The sequence below is a fragment of the Acidaminococcus sp. BV3L6 genome (assembly GCF_000468835.1).
Classification (GTDB): Bacteria; Bacillota; Negativicutes; order Acidaminococcales; family Acidaminococcaceae; genus Acidaminococcus; species Acidaminococcus intestini.
This window is the reverse complement of sequence record NZ_AWUR01000019.1, coordinates 35,392-57,240: the sequence shown is the minus strand read 5'-3', so window position 1 is coordinate 57,240 and position 21,849 is coordinate 35,392. Positions and strand designations below refer to the sequence as shown.

Genomic DNA, 21,849 nt, shown 5'->3' with positions numbered 1-21,849 from the left:
GAGGCCTATTGGTATGAATGTACTCGTCATCGGCGGTGGCGGCCGCGAACATACAATTGTTTGGAAACTCGCCCAAAGTCCTAAGGTGAAGAAGCTCTATGCGATTCCTGGCGGCCCGGGGATGATGGGATTGGCAGAATGCGTTCCCATGGATGTGACCAATCTTGAAGGTCTGGCCCAGTGGGCCGAAACGCATGCCATCGACCTGACCGTAGTGGGGCCTGAAGCACCCCTTGTAGCGGGTCTCGTCGATGTCTTTGAAGCTCATGGGCTCAAGGCCTTTGGGCCTAAGGCCAAGGCGGCAGAGATTGAAGGATCCAAGATCTTTTCCAAGGAACTGATGGAAAAGTACCACGTGCCTACGGCATTTTTCAAGGTATGCGATTCCTTGGATGAAGCGAAGGCTTACGTTCGCGAAAAAGGGGCCCCGATCGTCATCAAGGCCGATGGACTTGCTGCCGGTAAAGGTGTCGTTGTCGCGATGACGGAAAAAGAAGCGCTGGAAGCGCTGGAAGAAATGATGGGGCAAGAGCATCGTTTTGGAAGTGCCGGGAGCCGCGTTGTCATCGAGGAATTTATGGAAGGGGAGGAATGTTCCCTTTTGTGCTTTACCGATGGCAAGACCATTGTTCCTATGATTCCAGCCCAAGACCATAAGAGGGTCTTTGATGGGGATAAGGGGCCCAATACGGGTGGCATGGGCGCTTATGCCCCAGCACCCGTGATGACAGAGGCCCTTAAGCAAAAGACTCTGGATACGATTATTCGTCCTGTCATTGATGCTTTGGAAAAGGAAGGACGGCCTTATTCTGGCTGTCTGTATGCAGGTCTCATGATCAGTGGGGATTCCATCAAGGTCGTTGAATTCAACTGCCGCTTTGGCGATCCGGAAACCCAGGCCGTCCTGCCTTTATTCGACGGGGACCTCGCAGAAGTGATGTATGCCTGCGCAACAGGAGCCCTTCGTCCTGATATGGTGAAATGGAAATCTGGTGCTGCTGTCTGTGTTGTCAAGGCAAGCGGCGGTTATCCTGGTTCCTATCCCAAGGGCATCGCCATTACGGGTCTTGAGGAAGCGTCCAAGCTCGAAGATGTCGTGGTCTTCCATGCAGGAACCAAGGAAGTGGACGGGCAGATTGTCACAAATGGCGGCCGGGTTCTCGGAGTGACGGCTGTCGATGAAACAATCGCAAAAGCAAAGGAACGCGCTTACGGTGCTGTAGAACGCATTCATTTCGAAGGGGCCCAATATCGTAAAGATATTGCCTGGAGAGCGCTGAACCGCTGATTGATCATAGGAACGGCCTTCGGGCCGTTCCTTCCCATATCTCGCCTTTTAAGACGGGAAACGGGGAATTTGTAAAATAACTGTTGCATTTGTGACAGTGTAGTGATAAAATAGGGAAAATATCTTCAAGGAGGAATGAGAATGGCATTCATTTATGATGAACCTGCGCATACTTTTAGTGAATATCTGTTGGTCCCTGGGTACTCTTCCAGCGAATGTATTCCTGCGAACGTAAGTCTCAAGACCCCTCTGGTAAAGTTTAAAAAGGGTGAAAAGCCGGCCCTTAGCCTGAACATTCCCCTTGTTTCTGCTATTATGCAGTCCGTATCCGATGATGGGATGGCGGTGGCCCTTTCCCGTGAAGGGGGCCTGTCCTTCATCTATGGATCTCAATCTGTGGAAAGCGAAGCCGCGATGGTTGCTCGCGTAAAAAGCTATAAAGCGGGATTTGTCGTAAGTGATTCCAATCTTCGCCCAGACAGCACCCTGGCCGATGTTCTTGCCTTAAAGGAAAAAACGGGACACTCTACCGTCGCAGTTACAAGCGATGGTTCCGGCCATGGTCACCTCGAAGGTATCGTAACAAGTCGTGACTATCGTGTCAGCCGCATGCATATGACGGATCTTGTCAAGGACTTTATGACGCCAGTTTCTGAAATGGTGGTTGGCGATGCGGACATAACGCTTAAAGAAGCCAATGATGTCATTTGGGATAACAAACTCAACACCCTTCCCATTATTGATAAAGACGGAAATCTGCTTTATATGGTCTTCCGGAAAGATTACCAGACTCACAAACAGTATCCGTTGGAGCTTCTTGATGGTCAGAAGCGCCATATGGTTGGTGCCGGGATCAACACCCGGGATTATGAACAGCGTGTTCCAGCCCTTGTCGAAGCTGGTGCTGATGTCCTTTGCATCGATTCTTCCGAAGGATTCAGTGAATGGCAGGCACGGACCCTCAAGTGGATTCGTGACAAGTATGGCGACAAGGTGAAGGTTGGTGCCGGCAACGTTGTTGATAAGGAAGGGTTCCGCTTCCTGGCTGAAGCGGGTGCCGATTTCATCAAGATTGGTATTGGCGGCGGCTCCATCTGCATTACCCGTGAACAAAAGGGGATTGGCCGCGGTCAGGCAACGGCTGTCATCGAAGTAGCCAAAGCCCGTGATGAATACTTTGAAGAAACAGGAATCTATGTGCCAATCTGCTCGGACGGCGGGATTGTCTATGACTATCACATGACCCTCGCCCTTGCCATGGGGGCTGATTTCATTATGCTGGGACGCTATTTTGCCCGCTTTGATGAATCCCCTACCAAGCGTGTCAATATCAACGGCACGTATATGAAGGAATATTGGGGTGAGGGTTCTGCCCGTGCCCGCAATTGGCAGCGGTATGACCTGGGCGGAGATAAGAAACTCTCCTTTGTTGAAGGCGTAGACTCTTATGTTCCTTATGCAGGGCCGCTAAAAGAAAACGTCGGTGTCACTCTTGCCAAGATTTCCTCTACCATGTGCAACTGTGGGGCGCTTACGATTCCTGAGCTGCAGAAAAAAGCAAAATTGACCCTTGTTTCTGCAACCAGCCTTGTCGAAGGTGGAGCCCATGACGTCGTTCTTAAGGACAGTACGTCCAATAATTATCCTAAATAAGTGTACAACTGGCTGTGAAGAATGCGTGTCGTCTTTCTTCACAGTTTTTTTATGGGTAGAATAACTCTCCCTTATCCTCTTTTTTTAGGGCATATTTCTGTTATAATAAGAGAAAGGAGGGAAGGCCGATGAAAAAACGCATACTGTCTGCTTTTTGCCTGTTACTGTTCGTCTTTGCCCTGCCGCTTACCGGATGGACTTCTGGTGTATCCAGGGATGGGTATTTTGGAAAGATTCGTCTCAGTGGGAAGGTACGCATTGTTGAATATAATGCCGATATCAAGGTCAAGGTCGTCAATGCTTTCCCTGACCTTAAAGTGAAAGTGGTTGACTATTTCCCGGATGAAATTGGAGAGTGGCAGTTTGTTGAATATGGTGAGGACTTTACGGTCCAATTCGTCAATAGTTTCCCTGATATTACTATTCAGTATGTATCTGCCTTTCCGGGCGTAAATTAAAAAGGGGGAGGGCGCATCCATGGGTCGATTGCTGATTACCATTGGCATCCTATTTGTCGTGATAGGTCTTTTTGTGGAGTTTGGCCCCCATTTCCTCCCATTGGGGCATTTGCCGGGGGACATTTCGATTACGGGAAAGCATGGCAGTTTCTATTTTCCTGTTGTCAGCTGTATTGTTGTTAGTATTGTGCTCAACGTGATCCTGTGTCTTTTTCATTGATAGGGGATCAATCGGGGGAAAGGGGGTAAGGGAACAGGTTTCCCTTATCCCTTTTCTTCACTGTGCTCATTTTGTTTCAGATTATTTCCTTTTTGGGACTACCTGCTATGATACAATAAAGAAAGAACCGTAAAAGGAGGTCCATGCCACTATGACACAACAAAATCCATCCTATGCCGATTGGCAGCCGACCCTGCAGCGCGTCATGACCTATCTTGTTGGAAAAATTGAAGACTATAGCCGTGTCTGCAAGGAAAGAACAGGGGAGCCAGCCTATGAGCATTTGATTTACCGTGTCAAAAGCATTGACAGCATGAACGAAAAGTGTGTGAGAAAGGGGCTTCCCGTATCGGCTCGCTCCGCTCTGCGGGAACTAAATGATGCCATTGGTATTCGGATTGTCTGTCGTTTTATCGATGATATCTATACCAACCTTGAGGCCATCCGCAGCTTTCCTTTCTGCCGGATCATCAAGGAAAAAGACTATATCAGTCACGTAAAACCGAATGGATACCGCAGTTACCACATCATTATTGAAGTGACGGCCCCTTTTGAAGACATCGATGGAAAGAATCCAGGCCGTTTTTTTGCGGAGCTGCAGCTGCGGACCATTGCCATGGATTCCTGGGCAAGTTTGGAACATGAAGTGAAATACAAACAGGATATTGAAGATCCTGCCCTTATCATCGAAGAATTGAAACGCTGTGCTGATGAGCTTGCGGCCTGTGATCTTTCCATGCAGACCATTTCCCACCTCATCCGCAAAAATCATAAAAAGGAGTCTTAAGGGATGAATATCTTGCTTGCTGAAGATGAAAAAGCCATGAGCATGGCCATTTCTGCTGTCCTTACCCATTCAGGCTATACGGTGGATACTGTGCAAAATGGGGCGGAAGCTGTCGAAGCGGCTGCGCAAAAGCCCTATGACTGTCTCATCTTTGATATTATGATGCCCATTAAAGATGGCGTAACGGCTCTTTCCGAAATCCGGCAAAGCGGCAATGAAACGCCGGCAATCTTTCTTACGGCAAAATCAGAAGTCGATGACCGTATCATGGGACTAGATGCTGGCGCTGATGATTACTTGACGAAACCCTTTGCCATGGGGGAACTGCTTGCCCGCATCCGTTCCATGACGCGGCGCCGTCAGAAGGACAGGGAAGATCTCACAACGGGTACGCTTACCCTTAAGGTCGGTGAAGGGGAACTTTCATGTACCAGCAGTGTTCGCTTATCGGCTAAGGAAACGGCCCTGATGAAACTACTCATGCTCAATGAAGGAAAAACTCTTTCAACGGAGCTGCTCCTTTCCCATGTCTGGCAGGATGAGGAAGAAAAAGGTCCTGGCGTGGTCTGGATATATATTTCTTATCTACGGGAGAAACTTCGGGCCATCGGCAGCCATTGCACCATAGAAGGTGAGGAAAATGGCAGTTTCCGCCTTGTTTCCCAGGAGGCCGCAAATGGCTGAAATCCAGCGTCTGCGGCGCAAATTCATTCTCGTAGGCACTCTTGCCGTTATCATCATTGTGGTTGGCGCGTTGGGGCTCATCAATACCATTTCCTATATGCGTATGCAGCACTCCGTTTTTTCGCTCCTCACAAGTATCTCCGAAAATGGAGGGCAGCTGCCGCGGCGGGAAGGAGAACGGCCCTCTTCCTGGATTGAGGATCCGGACTGGTACAATGATTCCCCGGAATCGATCTATCAGATCCGTTATTTTAGTATTGTTCTCGACCGCCTCGGCAATGTAGAAGATGTCAACCTTTCCCGCATTGCTTCCTTTAGTGAAAGTGAGGCGGTCCAAGTTGTCCGGAGCGTCATCGAATCACAGAGGGATCGGGGAATCTTTCGCAAGAACCGGGCAAGTTACAGCTATATGGTGACGCCCCTTGACAATCATCAATACCGTATTGTCATTATGGATTCTACAAAGGACGTGGCAGCTGTGGAAAGCTTTGTCCGGTATTCCCTGCGCTTTGGTATTGGCTGCATTCTGGTTTATGTCCTTGTCCTGACCGGGCTTTGCAACCTTATCATCCGGCCCTTCGTCGATAATATGGAAAACCAGAAGCGTTTCATTACCAATGCTGGCCATGAACTCAAGACCCCGATTGCCATCATTTCTGCCAATACGGAAGCCTTGGAACTCATTCAGGGAAAGAGTGAGTGGACGGCCAATATCCTGACGCAGGTCAAGCGCCTTTCCCGCCTCATCTCGAGCCTCATCACCCTTTCGAAGATGGGCGAAAAACGTAAGGAAGACCTGCAGAAAGAGGAGCTGGATTTGACGCCTCTTTTCAAGGATACGGTGGAGCAGTTCAGGCCTCTTGTCAAAGCGGATGATAAGACCCTATCCCTAACCGCACCGGATACCCTTCCTGTTATGACGGACCAGCGTTCCCTTGTGGAGCTGATCAATATCCTCATGGATAATGCGGTCAAATACTGTGACGCCAAAGGAACCATTGCAGCGTCGCTGACCCGAAGGGGCAAACAAGGTTTTGTCATTGCTATTTCCAATGCTTATGCCAAAGGGGAAGGAGAGGACTATTCTCATTATTTTGAGCGGTTTTATCGCGGTGACAGTTCCCATGACAGCACCATTCCTGGCTACGGGATTGGCTTATCCATGGCAAAGGAGATGGTCGCCCTCCTGGATGGACAGATTTCTGTATCCTATAAGGATCATATCATTACCTATGCGCTGACCTTTGATCGATAAAGTAACGAAAGACCCGATGCGGCCGTGTCAAACGGTTTCATTGGGCCTTTTTTGCAGGACGTCAACTAAGTATAGGCATCATCTTTTCGGTTCGTGAAGTCCTCTTGATAACGCCATGCCTGCTTCTTATCCGTTTCGGGAATATCGATGCCTACGATCCTTGAGGATCTCGGGTTTTATCCCATCATTGGGAGTAGGCAATCCTCATATGTGCCTCCTTCGTCCAGCCATGCAGTGATGGAACCGCCCTAAAGGCCATGCAAATATAACGGCTGTTGACGTCCCAGGTTTCACGGCAAAACTGACCATTCAAGAGGTGAGAGAAGTCATCCTGCCTGAGGGCCCATTTCTGGAGATATGGATCATCTTTTTTTTAGAGGGGCACGGGTTAGAAGCGGTTCCGTCACATCGTTTTGATTTCGAGAAAAACATTCGCCTCAAGGACGATCATTCAGCATTCGTGCTGCATCGAGGGCACCTCTATTACATTGGTGCTGCCAGTAGATCGGGGTATTGCCTGCATTTTATTCCCAACTATCCTAAAAGAACAAGGGCTTCAGTAAAAAAGCGGCACCCTTCTTCAATTTTTCCTACTTCTTGTCATAAAATGAGAAAGTTTCTTGAATTCTGAAAAATAGAGGACTACAATGGTTTTAGTAAAGCGTTTCTAGAAGATAGGAGGAGTGACTATGAAACGAAACTGGATGGCTTTTTGTCTCGCTGCAGCGCTCATGACGGCTGGTACGGTTTATGCAAAACCAGCACCGTCCCAGCTGGTACCGGAAAAACATGGCCAGTGCTATGTGGAAGACAACCTTTTTGTGAAGGACGTCAATGGAGCTGGCGGCGGACAAGGCGTGCTCCATGGTGATTTTGCTTTCCGCAGGGAACAGGCCCTGAAAACGGACGCCATCAAGGAAATCGGCTAGATGACGCTGAAACCTGGATCCTATATTGGCAGTCACACGCACAAGGATAATGAAGACGCATATCTCATCATTTCAGGCAAAGGCATTTTTACGGATGGCAATGGCCATGCCTGGGTGGTCGGTGCCGGCGATATGACCATTGCCCGTCCTGGTCAGACTCATGGGCTAGCCAACCTTGGCAAGGAGGATTTGGTTTTCCTTGATATCATTGCTAAAAATGACAGTGCCGATCTTTCTAAGATGGCTAAAGAGGGAACCACCCAATACTTCCCTGTTTCCGCACAGTTTGAGAAGAATGTAGAAAAAGCGGGCGCGGGTAAAGGAACGGGCATTTTGTTTGGTCGTTTTGCTTTCCGTCGGGAAGCTGCGACACAGGATCAGGCCATCAAGGAGATTGGCCGGATGACGCTGAAAAAGGGCGCTTCCATTGGCATGCACAAACATGTGGATAATGATGATACCTACATTATCCTATCTGGTGAAGGCGTATTCACGGATGGAGCGGGAAAGGAAACGGTTGTCGGTCCTCGTTCCGTCACAATTGCTGGTCCCGGTGAAAGCCACGCCCTCAGAAACGATAAAGATGAAGACCTCATTTTTATTGATCTCATTGCTAAGAATACGCCCGTTAAGGGACAGACGAAATAAGAAAGCTCAGATTACGTGTGAGGAAACGCCCATGGCAGCCATGGGCGTTTTTCTGATTTTTTTTGGGGGGGGGAAAAAGACAGTTTGCTGGTTCAAAGGTATTTACCGGCCTTCAATCATTCGTTGTGACAATATACCCCTTTTTCAAAAATTCCTAGTTGCCTATACAGTGTAAATTATTTTCTCAATGATGAATTTAATATATGTATGATTATCTGATTATATATAAAATACTCTGAATTTTGCTTGTGCTCAAAAAGTCTAATTGTTATAATAGGTTCTGTAGGAAAGGAGATGGAATGCTGGAATCCGTTTCCACAATAATTTGAGGGGGTTTTATTCATGGGTGGTCTAGCAATTAAGCTTGACATGTTCCAATCGTTGGCCCTTGCCGTCATTGCCATTTGGCTCGGTAACTGGTGCCGTCAAAAATTTCCATTCTTAAGAAAGTACTGCCTGCCGGGTGCTGTCGTCGGCGGCACAATTATTTCCCTGATTTCCCTGGTGCTTTATGAAACCGGGGTGGCAGAGCTGAGTTTCGACTACAAAGTCGCAAACAGCCTCTTTTACTGTATTTTCTTTGCTGCAAGCGGCGCCGCAGCCAGTCTTTCCCTTTTGAAAAAGGGTGGGAAACTTGTCATCATCTTTACGATTTCTGCTGCCGTCCTTGCCATTTTGCAGAATGTCCTTTCCGTGGGGATTGGTGTCGCCATGGGTGTTGATCCCTTGATTGCCCTGATGACGGGTTCCACGCCGATGACGGGCGGTCATGGCAACGCAGCCGCATTTGCCCCTCTGGCCGTTGCTCAAGGTGCTTCTGCTGCAATGGAAGTTGCAATTGCTTCCGCAACTTTCGGTTTGATTGCAGGCTGCATGATTGGCGGTCCTTTTGGCCGTTGGATCATTAGACGTCATCATCTGGAAGATCCTGCTCTTGACGGACAGGCTGAAAAAGCACAGGAAACGGGGAAAGAAGTTGGGACCCCGATGTTCAAGGGTGATATCGTAAAAGCCATGTTCCTGATGTGTTTCTGCTTGGGCTTAGGCGCTGTCTTCATGGCAATCTTGAAATCCCTGAAGATCAGCTTCCCAATCCATGTCTGCACCATGCTGGCTGGTATCCTTGTTCGTCTGTATCTGGACAGCAAGAAAGATACACCGGAATCTTTGTATGAAGGCATCGATACGGTCGGTGAATTCTCCCTGGGACTATTCGTTTCCTTGTCCATCATCTCCATGAAGCTGTGGCAGCTTGCTGGTCTTGCTGGCCCGATGGTTGTCATGCTCCTTGCCCAGGTGGTCATGATCCTTATCTACTGCTATGTTGTCGACTTCTATGCTTGCGGTAAGAACTACGATGCCGCTATCATCGCTGTTGGCCATACGGGATTTGGTACAGGGGCTGTGCCTGTATCCATGACGACCATGAAGACTGTCTGCGACAAGTACAGATATTCCAAACTGGCCTTCTTTGTTGTACCAGTTATTGGTGGGTTCCTTAGCAACATTACGAATGCCATCATCATTACCTGGTTCATCAACTTCTGTGCCGGGATTCGCTAAATTTAACATAAAAAGTACGGATCAGCTCCAGGTGGTCCGTGCTTTTTTTTATGGGCAAAAGGGCTGATTTCAGCTTGAAAGGAGAAAGCAACGAACACTTTTTCATGGCGTAAAATCCCCCTCTAGGTCATTGGAAAGATAAGCCGCCTGTGTTATAATTATTTGATACCAACATGGTTTCACGTATATTCTTTCATCTGAGGTGAAATTGATGAGCGATAACAAGGAACTTGAAATGCTGCAGGATGGAACAAAAGTTTCCCCTGAGACGGATGACATGGGTTCCATCCATGTCGATGATGAGGTCCTGTCCATTGTCGCAGGACTTGCGGCTTCCGAAGTACCCGGTGTGTACGGCATGAGTGGCGGGATCCGCGGCGGAATCAATGAAATGCTGGGAAAACAGAACTTTTCCAAAGGCATCAAGGTGTTTACAGAAGGCCGAACGGTCCGTGTTGAGGTCCATGTCATCATCACTTATGGTTATAATATTCCCGATGTGGCCATCAAACTTCAGGAAAAAGTCAAGGACGCAGTGGAAAATATGGCAGGCTATGAAGTGACGGCCGTGGATATCCATGTGGAAGGCGTCAGAAAGGACAAAATGGAAGGCCTCTCAGGAAAAGGTGATATAGATACCCTGGAAGAACGCTATAAGGAAGCAGCAAGGGAAGAAGCCTCCTTGAAGCAGGAAATGAAGGACCCTGAGGGTAAGGGTGCGGATTCCTCTGCCAAGGAACAAAATGAAGAAACAGTAAGCCAAGAGGCTTCGGGAGTAAACGCATGAGTATCATTGACCGCATCATTTTGACGCTTTATACCTGCAGCTTAGGCGTAGCCGCTGTCCTCATTATGATTGTCAGTTTGAATCTGGTGCCGCTTGATGAGTTTGTTGCCTTTGCCAGCCGGATTCCAGGCCGTTGGGAATACACGGTGGGCGGGGCTGTCCTCTTTATGATGAGCCTCCGTCTTCTTGTTGCGGGCTGGAGTCGTGGATCCAGCAGCAGTTTGACTATTGATACGGAGCACGAAGGCCAGATCCACGTGAGTCAGCGCGCCATGGAAGATTATATTGCCAGTTTCACAAATGACGTTTATGGTGTCCATGGTGCCAAGGCCAAGGTCAAGATGAATGGCCAGCAGATTGAAGTCCGCATCAACGCTTCCATTGAACCGGGCATCAATATTCCGGATACGACGGAAGAAGTTCGCCGCACGGTGAAGAAAAATATCTTGACCGTCATCGGTGTGGAAGTCAGCGATGTGGAACTTTATTTCAAACACATCAAGGCAAAAGAGTAGGGGGCCTGAACCATGTGGCAAGAAATCTTTAGAAATATCATGGAAACCAGCCGGTGGCGTGTCATTGGTGCTGGGGTAGGTCTATTTGTGGGAATCCTCTTCATTTTGCTAGGGTTCTTTAGGGCCGTATTCCTGTTGATCTGCATAGGTCTTGGCTTTTATATCGGCAACCGGATGGACGAAGGAGAGGACTTTGTCGATCTTCTTGATAATTTGCTGCCGCCTTACCGTAGATGATTGAATGGTACCGCGCCCTTTGACGCGGAAATCTAACTAGATGGAAATGAGGATATTATGAGTAGAAGAGAAGCACGTACACTTGCAATGAAGAGCTTGTTTTCCCTTGATTTCACGACGGATGTATCTCCCCTTGATACCGTGAAAGCCCTGCTTGAAGATGAGGATACGCCAGCACTTCCCAAAGATGATGAAAACTATGCGGCAGCCTTGGTTACGGGGACTCGCGAGCATCTTGAGGCCATTGACAGTGTCCTTGATACCCTTTCAGATGAATGGAAAGTCAAGCGCATGGCCGGAGTTGACCGAAATTTGCTCCGCATGGCTGCTTTTGAAATGTATTTCAGTCCTCAAAAGATTGCTCCTGCCATTGCCATCAGTGAGGCGGTGGAGATTGCCAAAATCTATGGCGGAGATGACTCTCCCCATTTCATCAATGGCCTCTTGGGGACACTAGTGAGAAATCATGGAAAAGACTGACCTTGTCCTTGGCATTGATACGAGCTGCTATACGACAAGTGCAGCCCTTATGGATGGAACGGGTGCGCTGCTTTTTGATGAGCGGCGCCTTCTTCGTGTAAAAGAGGGCCGCCGTGGGCTGTCCCAATCAGAAATGGTTTTTCAGCATATGCGGGCCCTGCCAGATCTTTTGGAACGCATCGATCTCACACAGGGACGGCTTTCTGCCATTGTCGCTTCCGAGCGGCCAAGACCACTCAAGGAATCCTATATGCCTGCCTTTTTGGTGGGCTGGGGCATGGCACGCAGTTTAAGTCACTTCATGGACGTGCCTCTTATTGCGGCTACTCATCAACATAACCATATGTTTGCTGGTCTCTGGGGACTTCGCCGCCGGCCGCCGGCGCGCTGTCTTTTGGTTCATGTTTCCGGAGGAACGACGGACCTTCTCCTTGCTGAAAGGAGCGCAAACGGTGAGATCATCCTTACGCCTTGCGGGACCAGCATCGATCTTCATGCCGGACAAATGATTGATCGCGTGGGAGTCGCTTTGGGCCTTCCTTTCCCATGTGGTCCCCAACTGGAAAAATTGGCACAGGAAGCAGTCCGTCCTTATCCTCTCAAAGTCTGGTTCGAAGAAGGATGCATGAGCCTTTCGGGTCCTGCCACAGCTGCCCTGCGAGCGATTGAAAAAGGGGAAAAGGGCAGCGAAATTGCCTTGGGTACGCTTCATGCCATTGCCAAAGGTCTTTATCATACAATCAGTCATCTTTGTGCAGTGCACAAACTTACGGAAGTGCTTTTTGTTGGCGGCGTCAGCGCCAATCTCTATATTCGAAAAGAACTGAGGACTCATCTGTCGGGAAAGGGCATTGCTCTTCTTACGGCTGACCCTATCTGCAGCACTGATGGTGCAATCGGCAATGCATGGCTTGGAGTCCTCAAGGAAAGAGGGAACGCCCATGATCTTCGGTAAGGTGTTTACTGTTTCTGAAGTTAATCTCTCCTTAAAGGAACTGATACATAAGGATCCTACCTTCGCCAATCTCCAGATCCAAGGCGAAGTTTCCAATTTCAGGCGGTATGCGTCGGGTCACTGCTATTTTAATCTCAAGGATAGTAAAGGGCTCATCAAGTGCGTTATGTTCAAAGGGGCCGCTCAACGCCTTAAGAAGCTTCCCCGCGATGGGGACCAGGTTGTGGGTATCGGCCGTATTGATGTCTATGAGCGGGATGGGGTCTATCAATTTTATGTTGATATGCTTATGCCTGTAGGGACAGGAGACCTTATGGCGGCTTATGAAGCCCTGAAGCAGAAGCTGTCTGCAGAAGGCCTTTTCGACGAAACCAGGAAGCAACCCATCCCGGTTTCACCACGCATCGTCGGCGTTGTGACAAGTGCCGATGGTGCGGCCATCCGCGATATCATCAAAGTTGCCGGTCGGCGTGATTCTTCGGTTAAGATCCGACTCTATCCTGTCAAGGTCCAGGGCAAGGAAGCACCGCCCGAAATTGCAGCAGGCATCCATTTCATGAATCGGCACAATCTTTGTGACGTCCTGATTGTCGGCCGTGGCGGTGGGTCCATGGAAGACCTCTGGGCCTTTAATGATGAAAAGGTGGTCCGGGCCATTGCGGCTTCAAGGATTCCCATCATTTCTGCCGTTGGTCATGAAATCGATTTTACTCTCTCTGATTTTGCGGCCGATAAAAGGGCTGCAACGCCGTCCCAGGCGGCTGAATTTGCCGTGCCTGACCGCAGTAAGGACATTGCGTCCTACGAAAAATTGAACCTGCGTCTCAAAAAGGCAGTTGCGGACCGCTTGGCGATGGAACGCCAGTGCCTTGACGGCGTTTTGCAGCGACCAGTCTTTCGCTATCCCGAGCGGCTTACAGAAGGACAGTCCCAGCGGCTTGATCAGTTGGGGCAGTCCCTTTCCACAAGTTTCAGCCGCCGCTTGGAACGGGAGACCATGCGCCTTATGAAACTGCGGGACCACTGGTTCTTCCGCCATCCCGAGGTTTTTGTTGCAAGGCATCAAGACCATTTGACCCGTCTTACGAAGGATCTTGACCTTCACTTCCGTTATACCCTGTCTGAAACGCAGCAGCGCCTCAAGGAAGTGAGCGTTAAGTTCCAGCTCCTTGATCCACAAAAAGTTTTAGAACGAGGCTATACTATGACGGAAGGGCCAGGGGGCAAGATCCTGTCCTCTATGGGAACCCTTAAGGAAGGGGACACCATTAAGACCTATTTCAAGGATGGGGTCCTGAGGAGTATTGTGAGTAAAAAGGAGGAATCCTGATATGGCTGCCAAAAAGGCAACGTTTGAAGACAATATGAAACGGCTGGAGGAGATTGTAGAAGCGCTTGAAAGCGGCAATCTTCCCCTTGAAGATACGGTGAAGCTCTACAAGGAAGGCATGACCCTTTCTGCTCAATGCGGGGCAGCACTCAAGAAAGTCGAACAGGAAGTGCAGAAAGTGACGGAAACGACTTCAGGAGACGTAAAACTGGAACTCTTCCCAGAGGAGGATGCATGATGGATCTTTCAACCTATCTAAAGGAACGGTCCGAACTTGTTGATGGGTTCCTTAAAATCCGGATTGGCGTGGGCGCCATCAGCCGCGTCGATGAAGCCATGGCTTACAGTGCCCTTGCCGGCGGAAAGCGGCTCCGTCCGATTCTTCTCATGGCGGCTGCCGATGCTGTCGGTGGAAAAGGCACTGATTTTCTGCCCCTTGCGTCCGCCCTTGAAATGATTCACACCTATTCCCTGATTCATGACGACCTCCCGGAAATGGACAATGATGATTACCGGCGGGGGCGCCTTACAAACCACAAGGTTTTTGGTCAGGCCATGGCTGTTCTTGCTGGTGATGGTCTTTTGACCCAGGCTTTTGAGGTTATGACAGAGCAAAAGGGTGTCGATCCGGCCCTTATGGTGGAAATCATCCACCTCATCGCACGCTGTGCCGGTCCGGAAGGCATGGTCGGCGGGCAGGCTCTTGATATTAATGCTGAGGAAAAGCACCTCGAGCCTGCTGAGATGAAACAGCTCCATGAAGCCAAAACGGGAGCGCTCTTTATTGCGGCTATCCGCAGCGGGGCCCTTTTGGGCGGCGGCAGCAAGGATGAAGTCAATGCCCTTACGAAATTTGCCACCTTTTTCGGACTTGCCTTCCAAATTACGGATGATATCCTCGACGTGGAAGGGGACAGCAAAATCATGGGGAAAATGGCTGGAATGGATGAAAAGATGCACAAATCCACTTACGTCAGTCTTTTTACCTTGGAAGGAGCCAAAGCCATGGCCCTTGATACCCTAAAGAAAGCAGAACTTACCCTGGAACCTTTTGGCGAAAGGGCGGAACCGCTCCTTGCGATTGCACGGCATCTGTACAATCGCAAGAAATAGATCCTTATAGAACTTTCGTGCCTGCGAAAGGAGGCGTTTCATGTCACTCATTTCAGAAATCCATTCGCCGGAAGATTTAAAAAAAATCGATCCTTCCATGCTTCCTCAGCTATGTGCTGAAATCCGCAGCCTCATTATTGACGTTGTTTCAAAAAACGGTGGACATCTGGCGCCTAACCTGGGTGTTGTTGAACTGACCATTGCCCTGCACCGTGTCTTTTCTGTTCCCCGTGACAAAATTGTCTGGGATGTAGGCCATCAGTCCTATATACACAAGATCCTGACGGGGCGTCTCCGGGATTTCCCTTCCCTGCGCACCTATGGCGGCCTCTGCGGTTTTCCAAAACGCAGCGAAAATCCTTGTGATGCGTTTGGAACGGGGCATGCCAGCACCTCTATTTCAGCAGCCCTTGGCATGGCCTGTGCCCGTGATCTATCTGGTGATGATTACAATGTCATTGCTGTCATCGGGGATGGGGCCCTAACGGGCGGGGAAGCCATGGAAGGGCTTAATCATGCGGGGGACCTCAAGAAAAAACTCATTGTCATATTAAATGACAATGAAATGTCCATTTCTCGCAACGTGGGAGCCTTGTCCTCCTACTTGACGGAACTGCGCACAGACCCGGCCTACTCCCGAGTCAAGGCCGATGTAGAAGGCGTGCTTAAAGCCATTCCTTCCATTGGCACCCACGTAGCCAAGACCGTTGGTCGACTCAAGGATTCCCTGAAGTACTTCTTTGTGCCAGGGATGTTTTTTGAGGACCTGGGTTTTAAATATTTGGGACCTGTGGACGGACATGATATCCCTTCTCTTGTAGAGACTTTGCAAAAAGCCAAGAATCTGACGGAACCAGTGCTCATCCATGTCCTTACAAAAAAGGGAAAGGGCTATGCCCCTGCCGAAAAAAGCCCAAATAAATTCCATGGTACAGGACCTTTTGTTGTGGCAACAGGGGAAAAAATCACGAAAAAAGACGCCCCGCCAACTTATACCAGTATTTTTAGCAAGACGCTCATCCAGCTGGCCGATAAAAACCGAAACCTTGTCGCAATCACGGCGGCCATGCCGGAAGGGACGGGACTTGACGCTTTTCAAAGAGTTCATCCTGACCGCTACTTTGATGTAGGCATCGCTGAACAGCATGCTGTTACGATGGGGGCAGGCCTTGCGGCAAATGGATACCATCCCGTGGTTGCCATATATTCGACTTTTGCGCAGCGTGCTTTTGATCAGCTTCTTCATGATGTTGCCATCCAGGAGCTTCCTTTTACGCTCTGTCTGGATCGCGCCGGTATTGTAGGGGATGATGGGGCCACGCACCATGGGAATTTTGACTGCTCCTATCTCAGGCTCATGCCTCATTTTGTTATCATGGCACCGAAAGATGAAAATGAGCTCCGCCATATGCTCTATACCGCGACTGAGTATGAAGGTCCCTGTGCTATTCGTTATCCCCGCGGCAGCGGTGTCGGCGTGCCCGTGACTGAATCCCTTCATACGCTCCCCATTGGCCGGAGTGAACGCCTTCAGGAAGGGTCCCAGATCGATCTCTGGGCTGTGGGAACCATGGTCGAAGCTGCGAAGCTGACAGCCAAACGCCTGCGTGCCAAGGGGCTCTCTGTGGGGGTCGTCAATGGACGCTTTATCAAACCGCTGGATCAAGAGGCGCTCCTGGAAGCCTCCAGAAAGGTCAAGCTTATTGTGACGCTCGAAGAAAATGCGCTCTGCGGCGGTTATGGTGAAGGCATCATTTCCTATCTGAATCAAGAAAATCGCTTAGGGGATTGCCGCGTCCTTACTCTCGGGATTCCTGACGAATTTGTTTCCCATGGGAAACGAGAGTTTCTTCTGCGGGATGTCCGGCTAGATGAGGACAACCTTGTGGAACGAATCTTAACCGCCTATCAAGAAATCGAAAGGGAGGCTCTTGAACAATGAAAAAAGAACGGCTCGATCTTTTCCTTGTGGAACAGGGCTTATTTGAATCAAGAAGTAAAGCCCAAGCGGTTATTATGGCTGGGGAAGTCCTTGTCGATGATCAAAAAATCGACAAACCGGGAACCATGGTCAAGCCGGATGCCAAAATTACCCTTTTAGGAAAGAAGTTGCCTTTTGTCAGCCGTGGGGGATATAAGCTCAACAAGGCTCTTGAAGTCTTTCCTATTTCCTTGGAAGGAAAAACCATGGCCGATCTGGGAGCCTCGACAGGGGGCTTTACGGACTGTGCATTGCAGCACGGGGCCAAAAAGGTCTTCGCTATCGATGTCGGTTATGGACAGCTGGCCTGGAAACTTAGAAACGATTCGCGCGTTGTCAATATGGAGCGCACCAATGTCCGCTTCCTGGAAGCGGATTCCTTGGGAGAACAAGTCGATGCCGTCAGTATTGACGTGGCCTTCATCTCTTTAGATAAGGTGCTTCCGGCAGCCTATAAGATCATGAAAAACGACGCGTTTCTCATTGCCCTCATCAAACCTCAGTTTGAAGCTGGTCGAGAACATGTGGGGAAGAAAGGCGTTGTGAGGGATCAAAAAGTTCATTTGGAAGTGATTCAAAAGGTACTCGGTTTTGCCCGGGAAATCGGTTTTGTTCCCAAAGGCCTTTCCTATTCTCCCATCAAGGGACCGGAAGGCAATATTGAATATCTATTATATCTAGGAAAAGAGGGCAGCGATGCTGTCTCTGATTCAGATCCCCAAAAAGTGGTGACTGAATCCCATCTTTTTCTTCTATAAGAGGGGGGATTGACGTGAGAGAATGGATGGTTGGCATTTTCCCGAACCTCAATAAAGAAAACGTTCGAAATGCCCTGCCGGCTGTAGTCAAGGCGGCAGAACATGCCAAAATCAAGGTTGCTTTTCCTTTGGAAATTGCAGAGGAGTTCGGCGTGCCAGGGTACGACCAAGAAGATCCGGCAAGTCTCAGCCGCCTTGATTTTGCTATGACACTGGGCGGGGATGGAACCATTTTACGGGCCGCCCGTTATGTGACACCCCTGCAAGTGCCGCTCATTGGGGTCAATATGGGTAAGGTTGGATTCCTGACGGAAGCCTGTTTCCCTGATCTGGAAAAGGTGCTCAAAAAATTGGCTGATGGGGCGTACACCATCGAAAAACGCAGCATGCTCCAGCTTTCCATTTGGGAAGCTGGCAAGATTATCAAAAAAGGTCATGCCCTTAATGATATGGTCCTTGAAAGTGCCGATCGTTCCCGACTGACCCGTCTTCGTATGCGCATTGCCGGTCAGCCTTCAGCGAATTTTCCTTCTGATGGTATCATCATTGCTTCGGCGACAGGGTCGACGGCGTATTCCCTTTCTGCAGGAGGACCTGTCGTCCATCCCAGTCTATCCGTCATGCTCATTACCCCCATTTGTCCTCATGCCCTTCATGCGCGTCCGCTCGTCATTCCCATGAAGGATACGATTGAAATCGAACCTTATCCACCTTTTGAGGAAATCCTTGTATCTGCCGATGGAATGACGATTGCAAGCCTTGAAAAGACCCAGAAAGTGATTGTTGAGCGCTGCCCCTTTGATGCGAAGTTTGCCCGCTTAAGTCCTCTGCGCTATTACGAAACTTGGCAGGATCGGCTCCTTCGCAATGAAGGACAGACCATTGTATAGGAAGTGAAATCATGAAATTATCCAGACAGGAAGCAATCAAACAGATTATCAAGACCCAAGTCATCGAGACCCAGAGCGATCTAGCAGAAGCCTTGAAAAAAGCGGGATTCAATGTGACGCAGGCCACTGTGTCCAGGGATATCAAGGATATGGTCTTGATTAAGGTTCCCGATGAAGATGGACGGTATAAGTATAGTTTTCCTTCGGAACATAACCAAATCATTACGACGGACCGTTTGGAAGATATGCTTCGCAGTTATATCCTGACCGTTGTTTCTTCGGAAGTCATTATTGTGGTCCATACCCTTCCCGGTACGGCACAGGCAGTTGCCTATGCCATCGACCATCTCAATTGGAGCGAGGTCCTTGGTACCGTGGGCGGTGATGATACGGTCATGCTCATTATTGATTCGCGGGACCATGTGGAAACTGTCAAAACCCGCATCATGCAGAAAAAGAGCTAAGGAGGCTCAGCGATGCTGACATTCCTTGAAGTGCAGCAATTTGCCCTGATTGATAAGGTACGGATTGGGTTTGCCCCTGGATTCAACGTTTTTACGGGAGAAACCGGTGCCGGTAAATCCATCCTGATAGATGCATTAGGCATTGTCCTTGGAGGACGTGCGCCTTCGGATGCGGTTCGAACGGGCGCCGATGCCTATCAGATCCAAGCTGTTTTTGATGTGACAGGAAATCATTCCGTGGAAGCCCTCTTGTCTGAGTTGGGGCTCAGTGCAGAAGATGGTACCCTATTTTTACGCCGCCGCGTTTCCGCACAGGGAAAAAGCCAGGCCTTTGTCAATGATACGCAAGTTCCTGTAAAGACGCTCGCTCGTTTGGGGGCCCTTCTTGTGGACATTCATGGGCAGCACGAAAATCAGACCCTGCTTCGACCCGGTGCTGTCCTTGCTATCCTTCATCACTACGATCCAGAACTGGCACCAACCCTGAAGGCCTATCAAGAGGCCTTTGACGCCGCTCAAAAAGGGCGGGAAACCTTGTCTTATTGGGAAGGCAAGAATGAACATCGGGAAGAGGAGCTGGCACGCCTCGAAGACGAGCTCAAAGAGATTGATGCCGCACAGATTAAATTGGGCGAAGATGATGAGCTACGTGAAACTGTGCGTCGACTTTCCAACCAGGATAAAGTCAGGGGAGACCTTAGCCGTGCCCACGAACTCCTCTCCGGGGTTGAAGGGACTCAGGGCGTCCTTGACGCCTTGACAGATGCGAAGACCGCGCTTTCCAGTGCAGCGGTCTATGATCCTTCGGTGGAGGATCTTGCCCAAACACTTGATTCGTCCTGGGAGACGCTTGAAGATGTAAGACAGACCCTTTCGGACCGCCTTTCCGGGGATGAAGATTACCGGGAAACCTTAGAAGAGGCCCAGACCCGATTGGACCTGCTCTATCATTTGAAGAAAAAATATGGGGGATCTTTGGAAGAAATCCTGTCCTATGCAGATAGAGGAAGGAAAGACTATGAAAAGCTCCAATCACTGCAGGATGAGATTGACCGTCTCATAAAACTTCAAAAAAAATTGGATGGGGTTCTTCAGGAAAAAGCAGATGAACTGACAAAAAAGAGAACAACGGCGGCTGAACGGTTCTGTGCGGACATCCTGCCGCATCTCCATGATCTTGCGATGCCCCATGCCGCGCTGTCCATCTGCTTCACCAAATTGGATCACTGCGGAAAAAATGGCCAAGATGAAGCCACCTTCCTTTTTTCGGCCAATGCTGGCATGAAACCGGCTCCGCTGATTAAAATTGCGTCCGGTGGTGAGCTTTCACGGTTTGCTTTGGCCGCCAAAACAGTCCTGCTTCGCAAATTTGGTGTCCCAACCATGATCTTTGATGAGATTGATACGGGAGTTGGCGGTGTCACGGCCCAGAAGATGGCTGAAAAAATGGCTCTCATTGCCAAACAGCGGCAGGTCTTATGCATTACCCACTTGGCCCAGATTGCCTGCTTTGCCGATCAGCATCTGTATATTGCCAAAAACAGTGATCAAGGAATGACTGCCAGCGAAGTGACAATCCTTTCACGGGCGGGCCGTATTGAAGAAATCATGCGCATGACGAGTGGAACCCAACAGACAGAATCTGCACGGGAAAATGCCAAGGAATTGCTTGCTATGGCGGAAAAGGAAAAGCAGCATTTTGGAAATTGATACATGCGATGATAGTGGATAGGAGCTGAATAGAATTGTCTATGGACGATGAAAAATTAAGGGAAAGTACCCTTGAAAGCGAATTCATATTTAATGGGAGATTACTGAAAGTCTATCGGGATCGGGTCCAACTCCCTAATGGACATGAATCCCAGCGGGAATTCATCCGCCACCAAGGTGCCGTAGGCATTCTTCCGATTTTGGATGATGGCAGCATGATCTTTGTTCGCCAGTTCCGTTATCCTGTCAAAAAGGTGCTTTATGAAATTCCGGCGGGAAAGATTGAAGGGGACGAAGCTCCTTTATCCTGCGCCAAACGGGAGCTTTCCGAGGAATCAGGGTATACGGCGAAGGACTTCAAGAAATTAACAAGCATCCTCACGACACCGGGTTTTACGGATGAACAGATTCATCTGTATGCGGCAACGGGTCTCACGTCGGGAAAACAGCATCCTGACGAGGATGAGTTCCTCAATGTTGTCATTCTGACCCCTGAAGAGGTCAAGGAAAGAGTACTTTCGGGGGAGATCTGCGACGCAAAGAGTCTTTGCAGTCTCTATCTCTATGATCTTATGAAGCGGGCATGAAACACCGTTTCTATCCAGTCAAGGGATGATTTTACATAAATATTTTGTTTATTTCTTAATCATTTTATAAATTTGTACACGTTTTAGGGACTTCTAAGTAAAATTTTTGCTATCCATTCAAACATTTGCACAATCTTTACTAGCCAAATTCAAAATTTGTGTTATAATACACTTAAATTGTAGTGATCGAATGTTGTTCACACAGTAATATACTCAATGGGGGGTCTCAAAATGGATGTACTAAAGGTTTCTACAAAATCCAATCCAAACTCTGTAGCAGGAGCATTAGCAGGTGTATTGAGAGAAAATGGCAAGGCGGAAATCCAAGCCATTGGTGCAGGTGCCCTGAACCAAGCCGTGAAGGCGATAGCGATTGCCCGTGGTTTTGTTGCACCGCATGGGATGGACCTCATCTGTGTTCCTGCCTTCATCGATATTACTATCGATGGGGAAGAACGCACGGCAATCAAACTGCTCATTGAGCCGCGCTGATGTAGAAGGGACGGTGGGGCCATGGAAACCGTCCTTTTAACCTTGAAAACGCCTTTTCCTAAGGG

The 21,849-nt window shown here is 49.2% G+C and carries 24 protein-coding genes and 2 pseudogenes; all 26 read left to right on the top strand.

The features are described from left to right. The first annotated feature begins 13 nt into the window (after positions 1-13). The 26 genes and pseudogenes from purD to HMPREF1246_RS04175 all read left to right on the top strand — a co-directional run bounded on the left by purD (position 14) and on the right by HMPREF1246_RS04175 (position 21,784). Positions 14-1,288, top strand: a complete 1,275-nt coding sequence (gene purD, locus HMPREF1246_RS04290) for a phosphoribosylamine--glycine ligase (protein WP_021736792.1) — start codon at positions 14-16, stop codon at positions 1,286-1,288. 141 nt (positions 1,289-1,429) lie between these two features. After that, positions 1,430-2,941, top strand: a complete 1,512-nt coding sequence (locus HMPREF1246_RS04285; protein ID WP_009016089.1) for an IMP dehydrogenase — start codon at positions 1,430-1,432, stop codon at positions 2,939-2,941. 128 nt (positions 2,942-3,069) lie between these two features. Continuing rightward, on the top strand, positions 3,070-3,399 hold the full coding sequence (locus tag HMPREF1246_RS04280; RefSeq protein ID WP_009016088.1) for a hypothetical protein: 330 nt from the start codon (positions 3,070-3,072) through the stop codon (positions 3,397-3,399). A 19-nt stretch (positions 3,400-3,418) separates the two neighbouring features. Further along, entirely contained in the window at positions 3,419-3,619 is a 201-nt protein-coding gene (locus HMPREF1246_RS04275; protein ID WP_016459533.1) for a DUF2905 domain-containing protein, read from the top strand. 151 nt (positions 3,620-3,770) lie between these two features. Next, positions 3,771-4,406 (top strand): GTP pyrophosphokinase family protein, encoded by a 636-nt coding sequence (locus HMPREF1246_RS04270; protein WP_009016087.1) that lies wholly within the window; start codon positions 3,771-3,773, stop codon positions 4,404-4,406. 3 nt (positions 4,407-4,409) lie between these two features. Next, the gene (locus HMPREF1246_RS04265) at positions 4,410-5,090 is read left to right on the top strand and encodes a response regulator transcription factor (RefSeq protein WP_009016086.1); all 681 of its coding nucleotides are present in this window, start codon (positions 4,410-4,412) and stop codon (positions 5,088-5,090) included. Next, entirely contained in the window at positions 5,083-6,345 is a 1,263-nt protein-coding gene (locus HMPREF1246_RS04260) for a cell wall metabolism sensor histidine kinase WalK (protein ID WP_021736779.1), read from the top strand. The genes HMPREF1246_RS04265 and HMPREF1246_RS04260 overlap by 8 nt, the downstream gene beginning before the upstream one ends. A 689-nt stretch (positions 6,346-7,034) precedes the next feature. Then, the gene (locus tag HMPREF1246_RS10790; protein WP_021736791.1) at positions 7,035-7,274 is read left to right on the top strand and encodes a hypothetical protein; all 240 of its coding nucleotides are present in this window, start codon (positions 7,035-7,037) and stop codon (positions 7,272-7,274) included. Continuing rightward, positions 7,275-7,469, top strand: a pseudogene (locus HMPREF1246_RS11070) (cupin domain-containing protein); the annotation flags it as partial. It lies immediately after the preceding gene. A 126-nt stretch (positions 7,470-7,595) separates the two neighbouring features. Beyond that, positions 7,596-7,922 (top strand): annotated as a pseudogene (locus tag HMPREF1246_RS11065) (cupin domain-containing protein); the annotation flags it as partial. 342 nt (positions 7,923-8,264) lie between these two features. Then, entirely contained in the window at positions 8,265-9,485 is a 1,221-nt protein-coding gene (locus HMPREF1246_RS04250; protein ID WP_009015284.1) for a sodium/glutamate symporter, read from the top strand. 211 nt (positions 9,486-9,696) lie between these two features. Continuing rightward, positions 9,697-10,272: an Asp23/Gls24 family envelope stress response protein gene (locus tag HMPREF1246_RS04245; protein WP_014128444.1), complete on the top strand. Its 576-nt coding sequence runs from the start codon at positions 9,697-9,699 to the stop codon at positions 10,270-10,272. Continuing rightward, positions 10,269-10,787 (top strand): alkaline shock response membrane anchor protein AmaP, encoded by a 519-nt coding sequence (gene amaP, locus HMPREF1246_RS04240; protein WP_009015282.1) that lies wholly within the window; start codon positions 10,269-10,271, stop codon positions 10,785-10,787. The genes HMPREF1246_RS04245 and amaP overlap by 4 nt, the downstream gene beginning before the upstream one ends. A gap of 12 nt (positions 10,788-10,799) precedes the next feature. Beyond that, the gene (locus HMPREF1246_RS04235) at positions 10,800-11,024 is read left to right on the top strand and encodes a DUF2273 domain-containing protein (RefSeq protein WP_014128445.1); all 225 of its coding nucleotides are present in this window, start codon (positions 10,800-10,802) and stop codon (positions 11,022-11,024) included. Between the two features lie 57 nt (positions 11,025-11,081). Beyond that, the gene (nusB, locus tag HMPREF1246_RS04230; RefSeq protein WP_009015280.1) at positions 11,082-11,504 is read left to right on the top strand and encodes a transcription antitermination factor NusB; all 423 of its coding nucleotides are present in this window, start codon (positions 11,082-11,084) and stop codon (positions 11,502-11,504) included. Continuing rightward, positions 11,491-12,459 carry an O-sialoglycoprotein endopeptidase gene (locus tag HMPREF1246_RS04225; protein ID WP_009015279.1) on the top strand — a complete coding sequence of 323 codons (969 nt, stop codon included), beginning with the start codon at positions 11,491-11,493 and terminating at the stop codon, positions 12,457-12,459. The genes nusB and HMPREF1246_RS04225 overlap by 14 nt, the downstream gene beginning before the upstream one ends. Beyond that, on the top strand, positions 12,446-13,789 hold the full coding sequence (xseA, locus tag HMPREF1246_RS04220) for an exodeoxyribonuclease VII large subunit (protein ID WP_009015278.1): 1,344 nt from the start codon (positions 12,446-12,448) through the stop codon (positions 13,787-13,789). Before HMPREF1246_RS04225 ends, xseA begins: the two co-directional genes overlap by 14 nt. 1 nt (position 13,790) lies before the next feature. Next, complete coding sequence (gene xseB / locus HMPREF1246_RS04215; protein WP_009015277.1) at positions 13,791-14,027, top strand: exodeoxyribonuclease VII small subunit; 237 nt, start codon at positions 13,791-13,793, stop codon at positions 14,025-14,027. After that, on the top strand, positions 14,024-14,902 hold the full coding sequence (locus HMPREF1246_RS04210; RefSeq protein ID WP_021736785.1) for a polyprenyl synthetase family protein: 879 nt from the start codon (positions 14,024-14,026) through the stop codon (positions 14,900-14,902). The genes xseB and HMPREF1246_RS04210 overlap by 4 nt, the downstream gene beginning before the upstream one ends. 40 nt (positions 14,903-14,942) lie before the next feature. Next, positions 14,943-16,844, top strand: coding sequence for a 1-deoxy-D-xylulose-5-phosphate synthase (dxs, locus tag HMPREF1246_RS04205; RefSeq protein WP_021736783.1), 1,902 nt, complete (start codon positions 14,943-14,945; stop codon positions 16,842-16,844). Continuing rightward, positions 16,841-17,641 carry a TlyA family RNA methyltransferase gene (locus HMPREF1246_RS04200; protein ID WP_009015274.1) on the top strand — a complete coding sequence of 267 codons (801 nt, stop codon included), beginning with the start codon at positions 16,841-16,843 and terminating at the stop codon, positions 17,639-17,641. Before dxs ends, HMPREF1246_RS04200 begins: the two co-directional genes overlap by 4 nt. 14 nt (positions 17,642-17,655) lie before the next feature. Next, positions 17,656-18,531 (top strand): NAD(+)/NADH kinase, encoded by an 876-nt coding sequence (locus HMPREF1246_RS04195; protein ID WP_009015273.1) that lies wholly within the window; start codon positions 17,656-17,658, stop codon positions 18,529-18,531. Between the two features lie 11 nt (positions 18,532-18,542). After that, positions 18,543-18,995 carry an arginine repressor gene (gene argR / locus HMPREF1246_RS04190; protein ID WP_009015272.1) on the top strand — a complete coding sequence of 151 codons (453 nt, stop codon included), beginning with the start codon at positions 18,543-18,545 and terminating at the stop codon, positions 18,993-18,995. A 12-nt stretch (positions 18,996-19,007) separates the two neighbouring features. Next, positions 19,008-20,705 carry a DNA repair protein RecN gene (gene recN, locus HMPREF1246_RS04185; protein WP_009015271.1) on the top strand — a complete coding sequence of 566 codons (1,698 nt, stop codon included), beginning with the start codon at positions 19,008-19,010 and terminating at the stop codon, positions 20,703-20,705. Between the two features lie 41 nt (positions 20,706-20,746). Continuing rightward, on the top strand, positions 20,747-21,292 hold the full coding sequence (locus tag HMPREF1246_RS04180; protein WP_014128449.1) for an NUDIX domain-containing protein: 546 nt from the start codon (positions 20,747-20,749) through the stop codon (positions 21,290-21,292). Positions 21,293-21,523: 231 nt separating this feature from the next. Continuing rightward, positions 21,524-21,784 carry a stage V sporulation protein S gene (locus HMPREF1246_RS04175; RefSeq protein ID WP_016459530.1) on the top strand — a complete coding sequence of 87 codons (261 nt, stop codon included), beginning with the start codon at positions 21,524-21,526 and terminating at the stop codon, positions 21,782-21,784. Positions 21,785-21,849: the final 65 nt, after the last annotated feature.